Here is a 15,275-nt window from a genome sequence, read left to right as displayed (position 1 = left end):
AGTCTCCTTTTCTTATGTGGTAGTAAAGAAAAAGGCAAGGTCTTTTAATCGTATTCGACCTTTTGTAGGAAATTCCTGTTTGCGTTTGGCAAAGAAAAAACGCCTCCAGTAGCACGGAAGACGTTTACTCTTGAGTCATATAAGTCGATGATGACGATACGTTTGTATCCACACCGTTTGAAAAAATGAAGCTGAGTGATGCGAGTAATGCGAAAAAGGCGACGAGTAGCCCTTTTGTAAAACGTTTTGCAAACGAACGAGACTGTATATCAAACATTTATTATCCCCCGATCAATCCTAAATGAAACCTTATCTATACCGGACACTTCCTATATAATAACGTTTTCAAAAATAGGATACTAGAAGAAAAAAAGACGTTCACAAAATTGTCACAAAATTTTAATAAATCATCTTCCTTCCATTTCTTGTGACGGGTTTCCCTTTTCACTTCCCGTTCACAAATTCGTCACATTTATTCAAAATGTTGAAAGTGAACATGATATGATTAGGAACGTGTGTAGATAGGTATACTGACAGTAATAGATTAGAAAAGGATGTGGGTGTAATGGCATTGCGCGCAGGAGAAGTAGTAGACTTGGTCGCGGAACGTTCTGCTGATTTTGGAGTATTCATTAGTAACGGTCGCGAAGAGGTGCTCCTTCATCGAAAAGAACAGACGGAAGAAGTGACAGTCGGTCAAACGGTTCGTGTCTTTTTATATCATGACTCAGAAGGACGTCTCGCATCAACGATGACGATTCCGACGGTCTCTTTCGATGAGTATGAATGGTGTGAAGTGACTGGCGTTCGATATAACACAGGTGTCTTCGTCAATATCGGGATTCAAAAGGATGTTCTCGTCTCGATGGACGACTTACCAGAGAACCGGTCGTATTGGCCACAAACGGGAGATCAATTGTGTATTCGTTTGAAGTATGACCAAAAAGGACGTTTACTCGGGGACACGGCCCCTTACGCGTACTTGAACTTGTTGGCACGTCCATCGAAACAAGAATGGAACAACCAAGATGTTCAAGCGACCGTCGTCAATAAACGCGAAGTTGGCGTCAACGTATGGGTCGAAGGGGAATCACTTGGTTTCTTACATGAAGCAGAAATGACACGTTGGCCACGACTCGGGGAACAATTGACAGTTCGGGTGACACAAGTAAAACAAGACGGAACCGTTCTCGTTTCAATGAAACCACGTGCCTATGAGGCGATTGACGGCGATGCGGCGAGCGTCCTCTCTTATATCGAGGAACGTGGTGGTCAAATGCCTTACGGCGACAAGACAGCCCCTGACGTCATTGACCGTGAGTTCGGGATGAGCAAAGCCGCGTTTAAACGGGCGCTCGGAAAACTACTAAAAGAAAAGCAAGTTGAAAAGCTCGACAACGGCTACAAATTGAAATAAGATAACTCATGTTCGGATGACATGAAAAAGTTTGAAAATGTATTTCTTTCATTTTAGGAATAAATACGTTATAGTTAATAAAGTTGACTATGAGGAAACATTGAGAAAACGTCTGTAGATCTGTCAAACTGAACTCAGACGTTTTTTGTATGAACAAAGGAGAATATAATTTGACAAAATTCCAAGATTTACAATTAAGTGAAGCGTTAGTAAAAGGTGTACACAAAATGGGCTTCGAGGAAGCTACACCGATCCAAGCTGAGACAATTCCTGTCGCACTCACAGGAGTGGACGTATTAGGACAAGCACAAACAGGTACAGGGAAAACAGCAGCTTTCGGTATTCCGACAATTGAGCGAATCGATTCAAAGGCACGTCAAGTCCAAGCACTCGTTCTTGCACCGACACGTGAACTTGCGATTCAAGTTGCAGAAGAATTAAACAAAATCGGAGAAACAAAGCGCGTATACGCACTTCCTGTTTACGGTGGTCAGCAAATCGACCGTCAAATCCGTGGTTTGAAAAAGAACCCACAAATCGTCGTTGCAACACCAGGACGTCTCATGGACCACATGAAACGTAAAACAATCAAACTTGATGACATTCAAACGGTCATCTTGGATGAAGCAGACGAAATGCTCAACATGGGCTTCGTTGAAGATATCGAAACGATTTTGGCAGGTCTTCCTGAAGAGCGCCAAACGCTTCTTTTCTCAGCGACGATGCCACCACAAATCAAAAAGATTGCAGAGCGTTTCATGAAGTCGCCGACAATCATCAAAGTCAAAGCGAAAGAAATGACAGTTGAGAACATCAACCAACAGTTCATCGAATTGCGCGAAGGTCAAAAATTCGATACGCTTTGCCGTTTGATCGACATCGACTCACCAGAACTCAGCATCATCTTCGCTCGTACGAAGAAACGTGTTGATGAAGTGACAGAAGCACTTATCAAGCGCGGATATACAGCAGATGGTCTTCACGGAGACTTGACGCAATCAAAACGTGACCAAGTGATTCGTCGTTTCAAAAACGGAACGATTGATATCTTAGTAGCGACTGACGTTGCTGCACGTGGACTTGATATTTCAGGTGTCACGCACGTTTACAACTTCGATGTACCACAAGACCCAGAGAGCTACGTACACCGTATCGGTCGTACAGGTCGCGCTGGTAAAACAGGTACTGCCCTCACATTCATCACACCACGTGAGTTTGGACAAGTAAAAGCAATCGAACGTGTAACGAACAAACGCATGAACCGTCGTCACGTACCGACAATCGCGGAAGTACTTGAAGGAAACCAAAAGCAAGCAGCTGAAGAGTTGATCGAACGCGTTCAAGCGGGCGACTTCAAAGCGTACACGCAACTTGCGACTGAACTTCTTGAGGAGTATGAAGCAGTTGAAATTCTCGCTGCAGCCCTTCGTGGATTGACGAAAGAGCCAGATTCAACACCTGTTGAAATCTCGTACGCTGAACCAGTTCGTGTCAAACGTCAAGGTGGCCGTGGTGGCGATCGCGGTGGATACCGTGGTCGTAACGACCGTCGTGGCGGTGGCCGTGGTGGCGATCGTCGTGGTGGACGCGGTGGCGAACGTCGTGATGGACGCAGTGGAGACCGTAAAGGATCATACCGTGGTGACGATCGTCGTCGCTCGGATGACCGTGGCCCACGCCGTCCGCGTGACTAATCATCGTGAAATGCCGCATTTCCTTAAGTGGATTTGCGGCTTTTTTTATTGTGTCGTGCTACACTAGTTGAGTAGAGATAGAAGGATGAGGTGTCAACGGATGGTGGAATTAAGTTTCGGTCTCCTTGTGCTATTTGGTTGTGTGCTCGCACTCAAACCAATCGTGTCAAAGACAGACCGTCCTAACTTTCGTTATACCCCCGTGGCGACATTGTTGTTTGGAGCGATGATTTTTTTAGTGTTAGCCATTGGAGTAGGCGGGAAGATGGGCATTGCATATGGCGTAATGAGTATCGCCTATTTTATTGCTTGTTTCGGTGCCTATATGTATGTACACACGCGAACGAGCTGATTGTAGCTCGTTTTCGCATTTAAAGAAGAGGTGATGAGTTATGGATGCGGTAGAAGTGATGGTCCATCCTGAAGAAGTGATGGTGACGTATGAACCAATCCTTGGAGCGGCGACGTTTCAAGTGGAAGGCTATATGGTACATGGGCGATTCCGAGGCGAATCGTTGACACCATTTTTTTATGATGATGACGTTCCGCTCGAGTATCAGTTAGACATCGCCCAACGGATGGAGCAATTGGCAGCAGCACAACTTCGAGACGCCAAGCCATTTGTCACGTTCAGATGTCGGTCGGAATGGATTCTTGAAGAAGGAGGAGAAGCTTTTTTAGCTCCGCTTCGCGAATTGAATTTCCCGTTACATCGTATTTATGTGACGCTTCAGGGGACGGATCTGGTTGATGTTCCTCGCCTATCGCGTGTCATTCAATACTACCGTTCATATGGACTAAAAATTGCCCTAGACTTCGCAGAGTCGACGAGTATCGAGGACATTATGACACTCGCGCCAGAATTGTTGCTTGTCGATCTCGGTACGATGGTAGAGAAAAAGACGTTGTCGGTCACCTATCCGAATATGCTTCAAACGATGGAATATATCGCTTCGAAGCTCGGTGCACCGCTACTGTACAAATCCATCAACCATATCGGACAGCTTCGTTATGCTTGGCAACACGGCGGTCGCTATTATATGGGTGGTTTGCTTGGTCTAGAAGACGAGCTTCCACAACGAGAAATCAAAGGAATGGGTGTCTTGGCGCAAGAAGTGCCTTCTTTCTTTTTACATGACCAGAAGCGATTGAATCGTTTATACGAACTTGAGTTTGAGTTACATCGTCGAATCGGAGAACTCGTTCAATCCGGGAAATGGTCGAGAGATAAGAAAGACGAGTGGATTCAATACATCGCACCGAAGCTCGAGGAAGTGTTTGTCCGTTACTATTTGACGGATAAGACAGGTTTTCAGACGAGTGCAAACGTCTACTGTGTGAACGGAGAATGGCGTGTCGATAATACGTATCGGGGTTACAACTGGAGTTTCCGTCCATATTTCATTCAAACGATGGCGGCCATGGACGTTCGAGGACGTGGTTATTTATCAGGAGACTATCGTGATTTTAGTTCAAACGAAGTGACGCGTACGTTCAGTTATCCGTTACCCGACGGCATGTTCTTATTCGCCGACATATCCGAAGAATATTTGTACCAGAATCGATTATTAGACTGAAAGGAAGAGTTATGATGTTAGATTATGATTACGATGCGTTACGCGAGATCGGTCGAATCGTCGCACTTGCACGAGATGAGATGGCGAAAGCCGTCAAACCGGGCATGACGACAAAAGAATTGGATTCGATTGGGCAACGTATTTTAGAAGAAGAGGGTGCGGCTTCTGCACCGATTACGATGTATGAGTTCCCAGGGTACACGTGTATCTCACTCAATGACGTCGCCGCCCACGGGATTCCTGGAGAGGAAGTCATTCAAGAAGGCGATATCGTCAACGTTGACGTCTCGGCTGTGAAGGATGGCTATTATGCGGATACAGGTCGTACGGTCATTGCGGGCGCAGCAAAATCACCTCAACATGAACGATTGGTCGAAGTGTCGTTGACGTCGCTCGAAGCGGGTCTTAGCAAAGTCAAAGCGGGCGTGAAAGTCAATCAGATCGGGAAAGCGATTTATGCCGACGCGAGAAAGAATGGATTCACGGTCATCCGTAACTTGGCCGGACACGGACTCGGTCGGACGTTACACGGAGAGCCGGAGACGATTTCGAACTACTACAGCCGCGAAGAGAATCAGCTCTTAAAAGCTGGGCAAGTGATTGCGGTCGAAACATTCATCTCGACGAAAGACGAAATCGTCTATCAGTCGGAAGAAGACGGATGGACACTCTTCACACCGAACAAGAGCCTCGTCTCACAGTTCGAGCATACGGTCATCGTCACCGAAGATGGATATGAAGTGTTAACGGGGTCATTCCGTTAAAAAAAGGTGTGGTTCTCGTGAACCGCACCTTCTTTATGTTTGCAAGAAAATCACTTCTTCGCGTAGCTGTTCAATCACATCCCAGTCGGGTTGTACCGAATCCGGAAGCGTCAACTTCCCATTCTCGACCTCGAGCGGTGTATCGAGCAAATCTTGTTCGAAGTAAGCGCTCGTCCCCGACATATCCGCCGGAAAGCTCGCGCCGCTGAGCGAAGCGAATAAAAGCGTGTGATACCTTCCAATTCCGGATTCATACATCCCACCGACCCAGTACGGTGTTCCGTGTTTCCGAATGTGCAACGCCTCACTGAAACCACCGACACGTGCAGGCTTAATATTGACGATTTTACCCGCGCCGAGTTTCGTCATCGTCTCCACATCGTCGTAAGACGTAATCGACTCATCGAGGCAGATTGGTGTCTTGAGTTTTTGTTGAAGAGTCGCCGATTTAACGAACTGTCGGCTCGGATACGGTTGTTCAATCATCAATAACCGATGGGCGTCGATTTGTTCGAACCATTCTATCGGTTGATCGGACGCGCTTCCGTTTAAGTCAATCATGAGTGGGGCATCTGGGAAGACGGTTCGGATTTCGCGTAGTGCCGGGAGTAATTCATTAGGGGAGGCTTTTAATTTGATTCGCTCGAAACCATCAGCTAGCGCTGCTTCAATCGAGTTCATCGTCTGATGGAGTAGCCCAATCCCAATCGTTCTACCGCAGGAGACGGTATCTCCGGCCTTCATATACGACTTAAGTGACATGTTCGCGCGTGCTGCTTCAATCTCCCATAATGCACTTTCCCACATCGCTTTCGCCATTCGTTGACCGATAACCGATGAGACGAGGGTCGGAAACACGTCCGTCGTGACTGTCATGCCCTTTAATAGATGAAGAATCAATTTTGATGTATCAATCATGGACTGGGTCGTTTCTTCCGTGTACCAAGGTGTCTCAAAGGCGACACCTTCGCCATATCCGACGACACCATCTACGGTTTCAAGTCGAAGGATGAGTGTTCGTCTCACCGATAAAACGGCGTGCGCCGTTACGATGGGGTGTTTAAATGTCAAAGGGACGATTGAAAGGTCAGCACGTTTGATCATGGCAATAGCTCCTTTAAGCGATGACGCATTAATTTTCCGTTCGCGTTTCGGGGTAGGTCCTCTACGTAATGAATCGCAAGCGGATGTTTATACTTGGCTAACTGGGAATCGAGGATTTCCTGCATCTCCGTCGGGTCATATGATCCGACGACGAAGGCGAGCGGGACTTCTCCCCAGGTCGGGTGTGCTTGTTTCGTAACCCCAACGTCTCGGACACCGGCACATCGTAACATCGCAGCCTCGATTTCAGCAGGATACACGTTTTCGCCACCAGAAATAATGAGGTCGCTTCGGCGATCGTGTACATATAAATACCCGTCTTTCATCGTTCCGAGATCACCTGTTTTCCAGTAACCGTCTTGTGTCCAAGCATCTGATTCAGGTTGCTCGAAGTACCCACTTGTCACGGTCGGTCCTTTTACCTCAATCTCCCCGTCCTGACTGATCCGGATCACGGTCGGTGCGATGGCTCGACCACTCGAACCGATATGTGAGAGCGCTTCGCTTGGAAGTAGCGTGGCGACTTGAGAACACGTTTCGGTCATACCGTATGTTTGAGCGACCGGTAACTGTCGTCGCTCTGCTTCTTCTAGTAACGGGCGAGGCACCGGTCCACCTCCGACGAGCAACGTGCGAAGACAGTGTTTTTCTAGCCCGGCATCAAGCAGTCGCTGTAGCATGATGGAGACGAGTGACAACTGGGTAATACCTTCAGTTTCAATTAAATGAAGAGTTCGGTCGACATCAAAGCGTGGCTCGACATAAAGTGTCGAACCGATGATTGCACTCCGATACACTTGAGAAAGTCCGCTCATGTGAAAGAGTGGCGTCACCGTAAGCATGCGGTCGGATGGGTGATAGTCTAGATGCGCTTCGGCAGCACGTGCGCTTGCGAGATGATTCCCGTACGTCTGTTGTACAGCCTTGGCCCGCCCCGTCGTACCGGACGTAAACATGAGAGACATGGTGTCATTTTCTTTCCACTCATGTGTCGCAGTGAAACATGAAAGCGCCCGACGTGTCACTAAAAGTTGTGTGACCGGCAAATCGCCCTCGTCATCGACGAGAAGCAAATCGACTCTTGCTGTGTTTAACTGAGTGCGCACTTCCTCTTCGGTCAATCGTGTGTTGATTGGAACGAGTACTTTGCCGAGCAGGTGCACCGCATGGATGGCGATGATATAGTCTTTGCTGTTTTTAGCGAATATGCCAATCTTTTCGGCAGTTGCTGCCTGTTCATGGATGTATTGGGCAAGTTGCAGGCTCTCGGTACGTAACGCTTCCCACGTCAGTCTTTCGTCACGTGTCACGAGTGCAATCTGTGATGCCGGATGTTGATCAATCCATTCATACATGTCTGTAACCTCCAAAAAAAGAGTAGCGGAATCGCTACTCTCTCAACAAAATTAAGGGAAACGTGGGAATTGACCGAAGTCAGGGTCACGTTTTTCTTTGAACGCATCTCGTCCTTCTTTCGCTTCATCGGTTGTGTAGTAGAGAAGCGTTGCATCTCCAGCGAGTTGCTGAAGTCCAGCAAGACCGTCTGTGTCCGCGTTCATTGCTGCTTTCAAGAAGCGAAGTGCAGTTGGTGAGTGTTGTAAGATTTCTTGGCACCACTTGACTGTTTCTTCTTCGAGTTGATCGAGAGGGACGACTGTGTTGACGAGTCCCATTTCGAGTGCTTCTTGTGCATCGTACTGGCGGCAAAGGTACCAGATTTCACGAGCTTTCTTATGACCGATGATGCGTGCTAAGTAACCAGAACCATATCCTGCATCGAACGAACCAACTTTAGGACCTGTTTGTCCGAAGCGAGCGTTGTCCGCTGCAATCGTTAAGTCACATACGACGTGAAGGACATGTCCTCCACCGATTGCGAAACCTGCGACCATGGCAATGACTGGTTTTGGAATGACGCGAATGAGGCGTTGAAGGTCGAGGACGTTCAAGCGCGGGATTTCATCTTCCCCGACGTATCCGCCATGCCCACGAACTTTTTGGTCTCCACCTGAACAGAATGCCTTTTCGCCTTCACCCGTCAAGATGATGACGCCGACTTCTTTATCGTCGCGTGCGCGTGCGAATGCATCAATCAATTCATTGACCGTCAATGGACGGAACGCGTTGCGTACCTCTGGACGGTTGATGGTGATTTTAGCAATCCCATTCCATGTTTCATATTTAATGTCTTCATACGTACGGACCGATGTCCAGTTCGCTACTGATTCCATATTAAATACCCCCTAAAATCAATTTCTTTATTATTGTACCAAACTCTGGTGCATTCTCGATATGAGGAGCATGCCCCGCATCTGAAATTTCGTAGATTTTAATATCAGACCGTTCTTTCTGCATGTTTCGTGCAATCGCTTTGAACTTAGAATCTTCTGCCCCGACAATCAAGTCGATGTGGGGAAGGTGGTGCAATGTGCCCCAGAGCGACGGCATGTGACCTGTACCGATGGCCCGCAAACTGTTCGCAAGAGCGATGGGATGTTGTGCGAGTCGGTCCTTCCTGAGTGATTGTTTCATCTCTTCAGTTTGTCGCCAAAGCGGAAGGTTCTCCCATCGCTTGACGAAAGCGGCGAGTCCTTCGGTTTCGATGAATCGGGCAAGCTCTTCGTCTTGACGTCGACGAGCTGTCCGCTCTCTAGAAGAGCGGAGCCCGGGTGTTGTGCTGATTCCGATGACATGTTCGACGCGCTGATCGCACGCGGCGAGTGTCAGCCCGATTCGACCACCTAGTGAATAACCGACGACTGTCCAAGGACGGTCGTCTAGATCGAGTAGGCGTGATAGGTCCTTCACTTGTTGACTCATCGTCGAACGATTGACGGGAGGGTGTTCCGTTGTGCCGTGTTGCAACAATGAAGGCGACACGAGTCGAACGGGTAAGGTGGGGAACGAATCAACCCAATGAGCATTTCCCGTGAACCCGTGTAAGAACAATACCGGTTTTCCTTCCCCTCGAATGCTTACTTCGTAGTGGGTACCTCTCAAGTTGATGGTCATGCCTCGTTCTCCGTGATGAGACGAGCGCAGACAGATTGTCTCCATCCTCGGTGAGTTGTTACATTCTGCTCTCGATTTGATGGGAACTCAATCAAATGGATGCCGTCTTCAATCGCTTCTTGAATCTCCTGTGGCTGCTCAATCAGACGATAGGATAATCCGTAAGTCTCGGCAAATCCACGAATATTCAAATCAAGCGGTGTCCCAAACAAATCTTCAAAAAGCTGGGCATCGACAGACGCTTGCGGTAAAAAGGAGAAAATCCCTCCACCATTATTATTCGAAATCACCACTGAAAACTTCCCGGGATGTCGCTTCAACAGTTGTAAAGCGTTACTGTCATGATAGAATGCCAAATCACCGATTAACAAAGCAGCATGAGACGTGTCATAACAGTTACCGAGTGCGCTCGAAAGAACACCGTCAATCCCGTTGGCGCCTCGGTTTGCAAGAACTTGCACGCTCTTTCCAGCGGATAATGTCGTATCGACATCACGGATCGGCATACTGTTACTGACGAAAAGACGTTCGATTGACGTATCGAGTAACCGTTTCGTCAATTCGGCTTCTCCCTGGAGTGAAGGCTTCGCCGTTTCCGTGACATCCTCGAAGAAACGTAGTCGCTCGATGTAACGTGGGTCATTCGTTGATTCAATGAGTAGTAAAAAGTCGCGTGCGTCTCCGTAACAGATGGTCGCGCGGCTACTTGGGTCACGATAAGAGCCCGGCTCTTCAATCACAACTAGTTCCGTCGCAGTCATCCACTGATTGAGCCGTTTTGAAACGGGCGCGGCACCGAATCGAATGAACACATCCGGTAACCAGTCGGCTTTATGTTCACTTGCGAGCCACGTGTCGTAGTTCGTCAAGACACCGTCGAAACGACGCATGCCGCTTAGTGGATCGGCAAAAATCGGGATGTTATGCTCGATCGCCGATTTGTAAATGGCTTTTTGCCATGACATCGGTGTGTAAGGGCCGACAACGAATGCGAGTTGCTTTTGACTCGTACGTTCCAAAAAGATTTCCCGGTCGGTATTTGTCGGGCGAACGCTCTGTCTTTCCGGTATAGCAGGTTCACCTCTCAGCATCAGCTTCAACTCTTCAAGGTCTGGTAGCAACGGTTCCCGGAATGGGACATTCAAGTGAACGGGTCCCATGGGTGACTGCATGGCGAGGTTCGTGAACCGGGTGACTGTCTGCTGCATGAACGACAGCGTTGCTTCTTCAGGTACGGGTAAGTCGAGACTCGTCTTTACTTGTTCACCGTATAATCGAACTTGATTGATTGCTTGTGGTGCCCCGACGTTCCGTAGTTCATGTGGTCGATCGGTAGTCAAGACGATGAGCGGCAATTGCGAAATAAACGCCTCTGTCACTGCCGAGTAGTAATTTGTCGCAGCCGTCCCGCTCGTACAGATGAGTGCGACAGGACGAATGGTGTCCGTCGAGCGAGTCAGTCCGAGGGCATAAAATGCGGCGGAGCGCTCGTCGACGATGATGTGATGGCGGATTTGCGGATGCAAATAAGCCGCCATCGCGAGTGGGGTCGAACGAGAACCTGGACTAATGACCACGTCGGTCACGCCGGATTCAACAAGTCGATTCACCATGGATGCTACCCAGTCGGTCAACATCTTATTCATGTAGGGTGCCTCCTTAATCGTGCGAATCAAACTGTAAAGCTTGTTTGATTGGACTCATTTTCATTTCGGTTTCTTCAAGCTCTTGCTCGAGAACCGAGTCTTTGACAATCCCGCCTCCTGCGTAAAGTGCGACGAACTGTTGCTGGACGAGTGCTGAGCGGATGGCAACGACAAACTCACCATCCCCTTCGTTGTCGACCCAGCCAAATGGTGAACCGTACCATCCGCGGTCGAACCGCTCGATTTCACGAAGCAATCGGACCGATGTCCGCTTCGGTGAGCCTCCGAGGGCTGGGGTTGGATGGAGTGCTTCCGCTAACGACAACAAGGAAGCGTTTGTTTCGAGTGTCGCTTGGATCGGAGTGTGCAGGTGGAACACCGATCGATTCGCAAGAATTTGCGGTATCTCACTCGTGTGAATCGGTGCGGTGTAAGGTGCCAAAGCTTGCTTAATATCTTTCACGACGATTTGATGTTCTTCACGATTTTTCGCATCGTGTAACAATTGTTCCTTCGCGAGGTCGCTTTCAATTTCAGTCTGAGGGCGCTTGATTGTTCCGGCGATAGCAGCTGTATTCAGTCGCATCCCTTCTTTTTGAATCAAGCGTTCAGGTGTCGCTCCGAAGAAGCCGATGTCACGTTTAGGTTGGTATAAGTAGATGTAACTCGACTCTTGATGGTCCGCCAAATGCTTCAAACTCTTAGCGAAAGGGAAAGCGTCATCGGAACGTTGATAAATTTCTTCTCGCGCGATGACGATTTTTTCGACTCGCTCTTCCTCGATCAACTGCTTGGCTTGCTGAAAACTTGATTTGTAATGTTCCACACCGTCTTTTACTTTCGAATAGGACGGTGTTGATTCTTCGGCCGGGCGTAGTGAGCTGAATTGCGCCAATTGATCGGCTAATTGAATTAAATACTGTTCGACCGATTGTTTCGAAGAGACAAGGGTCGCGACTGTCAATGTGTGTCGGTCTTTATAACGGCGGTATAAAAATTTTGGAACGACGAGCGATGCCTCCCCGAAGGCATCCCACATACTCTTTTGTGGACGCATGAACGTATCGAACGAAAAGCCAGCAAACGCATGAACGGTCGCATCGACATCTCGCCGATGAAGACTCCAATCGTACTGGAGTCGCTGAAATCGTTCGGGTCCAGAGGCACTCAAGACGAGCGCGTCTCCGCAACCGAGCATTTCAAGTGTGCGGTCCGGTGTCATGAAGTAATAGTGGGACGTATCCGTGTTCTGGATGATTTGAAACGCATCGAACGCCGAAATTTCCCATGTGTAGGATGCGAGCACAGGTCGTTGCCAAGCTCGTGCCCGTTTGTGGGCTTGCTCGATTCGTTGTTTTATATGTGTTTGAGTATCTGGCATGAAAGAAAAGCCTCCTCAATCCGATAGAATTCTCACTCTTTAGTGTATCATGAGTTCGCAATCCACTTGCCTATGAAATGCTTGAGAAATTGTAAGGAACGTGAGAGAGATGGCTAGCGTTGACAGATTTTTTCATCGAGACGTAAACTAACGAAGGGAGGGAACGAAATGAAACAGAAATCAAAAGGGGCATATTGGCGAATGATTCGCCCACATACCCTGACAGCAAGCTTTATTCCGGTCTTGCTCGGGACGTTCATCGTCCTCGATCAAACTGAACTGAAGTGGGGACTCTTTCTTGCGATGTTAGTCGCGTCAGTCCTCATTCAAATCGCAACGAACTTATTTAACGAGTATTATGACTATAAGCGAGGGTTAGACCATGAAGGATCGATCGGGATTGGTGGGTCCATCGTGCGCGACGGGTTTACGCCAAATCAAATCCTATCAATCGCCCTTGGCATGTATGCTGTCTCGGCGATACTCGGACTTTATATCGCAGCGTCAACGAGTTGGCACCTGCTTTGGGTCGGTGCGTTATCCATGCTCGTTGGATACTTGTACACGGGAGGCCCGTTACCAATTGCGTACACGCCGTTTGGTGAGATTGTTGCCGGTCTCTTCATGGGATATGTCATCATTGGAATCGCTGGCTACATTCAAATCAATACGGTGACGACGGAGTTGTTGCTCGTGTCGTTCCCGATGGCCTTGTTGATTGGGGCGATCTTACTTGCGAACAATATTCGCGACTTAGATAACGATAAAGAGAACGGGCGAAAAACTATCGCGTGTCTAGTTGGTCATCGACGTGCTGTATATGTGCTCGCGGCATTCTTTATCGCCGCATTAGTCGGCATCATCGTTGCTGTCGTGTATTATGGAGTCACGCCATGGGTCTTGCTATCACTATTCACCGTGCCGGTCATGGTTCGAGCGATTCAACGCTTTTGGCAAAAGGCTGAACCGGCCGCATTGATGCCTGCAATGGCGATGACGGCGAAGGTGAATACGTTGTTCGGGGCATGGATGGTCGTCGGACTCATTGTTTCAAGATTTGTGATGTGAGAAAAGGGGAGGCGTTAACGTGTCAGTCGTAAAAGAAATGCTTGAATTTAACAAACGTTTCGTAGAGGAAAAACAGTACGAGCCGTTCGTATCTGATAAATTTCCGGATAAAAAAATTGTGATTTTGACGTGTATGGATACACGTTTGACGGAACTGTTACCTCAAGCGCTAGGACTTAAGAACGGAGACGCTAAAATCATCAAAAATGCGGGAGCTGTCTTGTCGCATCCATTTGGTTCAGCCATGCGTTCGATTTTAGTCGCGCTTTATGCGCTAGGCGCGGAGGAAGTTGTCGTGGTCGGTCATTACGATTGTGGGATGGCGGCAATCGAGCCGTCTGTTGTGATTGAAGAGATGGAACGACGAGGAATCGATCCTCAGACGTTGAAGACGTTGAAATCGTCAGGGATGGATTTGGAACAATGGCTACATGGATTTGATTCGGTCGAGGAGAATGTCGTTCATTCAATCAACCTGATCAACAATCATCCACTGTTGCCACCAGGCACGAACGTCCATGGATTCGTGATTGATCCGGCGACGGGACGCCTTGATCCGGTAGAGGCATAAGAAAGGAGCGCGTTCAGCTTGAACGTGCTCCTTTTTGTATTAGCCATACGTATTCGTTGGGATGTCTTCGTAGTCATCCTCTTCTTGTTTTTGTTTCGCTTTCTTTTTGTTCTTCTTGAAGTCACGTTCATATTCTTGTTCACTTGGCGTTTTAAAGAAACGCATCCACGTCGCGTTAATTTCAGACCCGATGAGGATGATCATTCCCGTCAATTGTAACCAAAGCAACGTGACGATGATTCCACCGAGCGATCCATAGGTGGAGTCGTAACTTCCGAAGTTTGAGACGTACAAACTGAATCCGAAAGATACAAGCTGCCAACCGATGACACCGAAGATGGCTCCTGGAATCGTACTTTTCCAGAATACGTGTTGTTGCGGTGAAACTTTATAAAAAATCGAAAGCGTCAAAATCAAGACAACCGTCGTCAAGACGTAGCGGAACACGTTGATCATCATCTCTTCTGCCCCGGTAATGTTGACGGGTAAATATTCGGTGACGAACGAAATGATTTGCGCCCCGAACACGTTCGAGAGAATGAGGAGTAACATCCCAATCCCGAGTAAAATCGTCAAACCAAGCGCTAATCCTTTTTTGACAAAGAAATTCCGTTCATTGTCCTCGCCATACGCGTGTAGGGAAGTCGTGATGAGGCGATCGACCCCTTTTGCGGCAGACCATATGGCCAAAATCGCACCGAGCGATAAGAGACCGCCCCGCGGCTCCCCGATTGCGTCAAAAATACCCGTCAAGAATCCGGAAGCAGCGGAACCCGGCGCCAAATCGTTCAATTGATTTTGGAATGAATCTTGTGAGACATCAAAAAATGATAAGAGTGCCAAAATGAAGATGATTCCGGGGAAAATCGATAAAAACCAAAAGAATGCGAGCGTGGCCCCGTAATCTTGTACATCATGCTCTTTAAAACGACGGAATAACTCTTTGCCAAACCCGAACCAATTCTTTTTTTCCTTTACTTCTGTCATTGCCATCATAAAACCCTCCTGACTCGGTCATTAAAAAAATGTTTCCCGAATTCA

General features: G+C 48.1%; 15 protein-coding genes. 7 read left to right on the top strand and 8 right to left on the bottom strand.

Annotated features, from left to right (window positions below; all coding sequences use genetic code 11):
- Positions 1-124: 124 nt before the first annotated feature.
- A complete protein-coding gene (locus tag KNP04_RS12510; protein WP_015880844.1) occupies positions 125-277 on the bottom strand; it encodes a hypothetical protein in 153 nt (50 codons plus the stop codon).
- A gap of 288 nt (positions 278-565) precedes the next feature.
- Here KNP04_RS12510 and KNP04_RS12505 point away from each other — a divergent pair, with 288 nt between their 5' ends.
- From KNP04_RS12505 to map, 5 genes are all read left to right on the top strand, one after another.
- Positions 566-1,417, top strand: coding sequence for a CvfB family protein (locus KNP04_RS12505; protein ID WP_214822179.1), 852 nt, complete (start codon positions 566-568; stop codon positions 1,415-1,417).
- A gap of 170 nt (positions 1,418-1,587) precedes the next feature.
- The gene (cshA, locus tag KNP04_RS12500; RefSeq protein WP_214696383.1) at positions 1,588-3,111 is read left to right on the top strand and encodes a degradosome RNA helicase CshA; all 1,524 of its coding nucleotides are present in this window, start codon (positions 1,588-1,590) and stop codon (positions 3,109-3,111) included.
- A 100-nt stretch (positions 3,112-3,211) separates the two neighbouring features.
- Positions 3,212-3,463, top strand: coding sequence for a hypothetical protein (locus KNP04_RS12495; RefSeq protein WP_214876490.1), 252 nt, complete (start codon positions 3,212-3,214; stop codon positions 3,461-3,463).
- Positions 3,464-3,503: 40 nt separating this feature from the next.
- Positions 3,504-4,688, top strand: coding sequence for an EAL-associated domain-containing protein (locus tag KNP04_RS12490; RefSeq protein ID WP_214747210.1), 1,185 nt, complete (start codon positions 3,504-3,506; stop codon positions 4,686-4,688).
- Positions 4,689-4,702: 14 nt separating this feature from the next.
- A complete protein-coding gene (gene map / locus KNP04_RS12485; protein ID WP_214876488.1) occupies positions 4,703-5,452 on the top strand; it encodes a type I methionyl aminopeptidase in 750 nt (249 codons plus the stop codon).
- Between the two features lie 33 nt (positions 5,453-5,485).
- Here map and menC read toward each other — a convergent pair whose 3' ends face one another.
- From menC to KNP04_RS12455, 6 genes are read right to left on the bottom strand one after another with little or no spacing between them, the layout of a single operon-like run.
- Positions 5,486-6,556, bottom strand: a complete 1,071-nt coding sequence (menC, locus tag KNP04_RS12480; RefSeq protein ID WP_214876486.1) for an o-succinylbenzoate synthase — start codon at positions 6,554-6,556, stop codon at positions 5,486-5,488.
- On the bottom strand, positions 6,553-7,911 hold the full coding sequence (menE, locus tag KNP04_RS12475; protein ID WP_214876484.1) for an o-succinylbenzoate--CoA ligase: 1,359 nt from the start codon (positions 7,909-7,911) through the stop codon (positions 6,553-6,555). Before menE ends, menC begins: the two co-directional genes overlap by 4 nt.
- A gap of 51 nt (positions 7,912-7,962) precedes the next feature.
- Positions 7,963-8,787, bottom strand: coding sequence for a 1,4-dihydroxy-2-naphthoyl-CoA synthase (gene menB / locus KNP04_RS12470; protein ID WP_214876482.1), 825 nt, complete (start codon positions 8,785-8,787; stop codon positions 7,963-7,965).
- Position 8,788: 1 nt separating this feature from the next.
- On the bottom strand, positions 8,789-9,568 hold the full coding sequence (locus tag KNP04_RS12465) for an alpha/beta fold hydrolase (RefSeq protein WP_214876480.1): 780 nt from the start codon (positions 9,566-9,568) through the stop codon (positions 8,789-8,791).
- The gene (gene menD / locus KNP04_RS12460) at positions 9,565-11,214 is read right to left on the bottom strand and encodes a 2-succinyl-5-enolpyruvyl-6-hydroxy-3-cyclohexene-1-carboxylic-acid synthase (protein ID WP_214876478.1); all 1,650 of its coding nucleotides are present in this window, start codon (positions 11,212-11,214) and stop codon (positions 9,565-9,567) included. The genes KNP04_RS12465 and menD overlap by 4 nt, the downstream gene beginning before the upstream one ends.
- A 13-nt stretch (positions 11,215-11,227) precedes the next feature.
- On the bottom strand, positions 11,228-12,595 hold the full coding sequence (locus tag KNP04_RS12455) for an isochorismate synthase (protein ID WP_214822188.1): 1,368 nt from the start codon (positions 12,593-12,595) through the stop codon (positions 11,228-11,230).
- Positions 12,596-12,763: 168 nt separating this feature from the next.
- On the opposite strand from KNP04_RS12455, the gene KNP04_RS12450 reads away from it, so the two are divergent.
- On the top strand, positions 12,764-13,663 hold the full coding sequence (locus tag KNP04_RS12450; RefSeq protein ID WP_214822189.1) for a 1,4-dihydroxy-2-naphthoate polyprenyltransferase: 900 nt from the start codon (positions 12,764-12,766) through the stop codon (positions 13,661-13,663).
- A gap of 37 nt (positions 13,664-13,700) precedes the next feature.
- Positions 13,701-14,234 carry a beta-class carbonic anhydrase gene (locus KNP04_RS12445; protein WP_074033130.1) on the top strand — a complete coding sequence of 178 codons (534 nt, stop codon included), beginning with the start codon at positions 13,701-13,703 and terminating at the stop codon, positions 14,232-14,234.
- Positions 14,235-14,273: 39 nt separating this feature from the next.
- On the opposite strand, the gene KNP04_RS12440 is transcribed toward KNP04_RS12445, so the two are convergent.
- Positions 14,274-15,227, bottom strand: a complete 954-nt coding sequence (locus KNP04_RS12440) for a YihY/virulence factor BrkB family protein (protein WP_214822190.1) — start codon at positions 15,225-15,227, stop codon at positions 14,274-14,276.
- Positions 15,228-15,275: the final 48 nt, after the last annotated feature.

Origin of the sequence: Exiguobacterium sp. CH10 (genome assembly GCF_018617635.1) — a bacterium.
In the GTDB taxonomy this organism is placed as follows: domain Bacteria; phylum Bacillota; class Bacilli; order Exiguobacteriales; family Exiguobacteriaceae; genus Exiguobacterium; species Exiguobacterium aestuarii_A.
The sequence above is the reverse complement of the archived record's forward strand: the minus strand, read 5'-3'. Positions and strand labels throughout refer to the sequence as shown.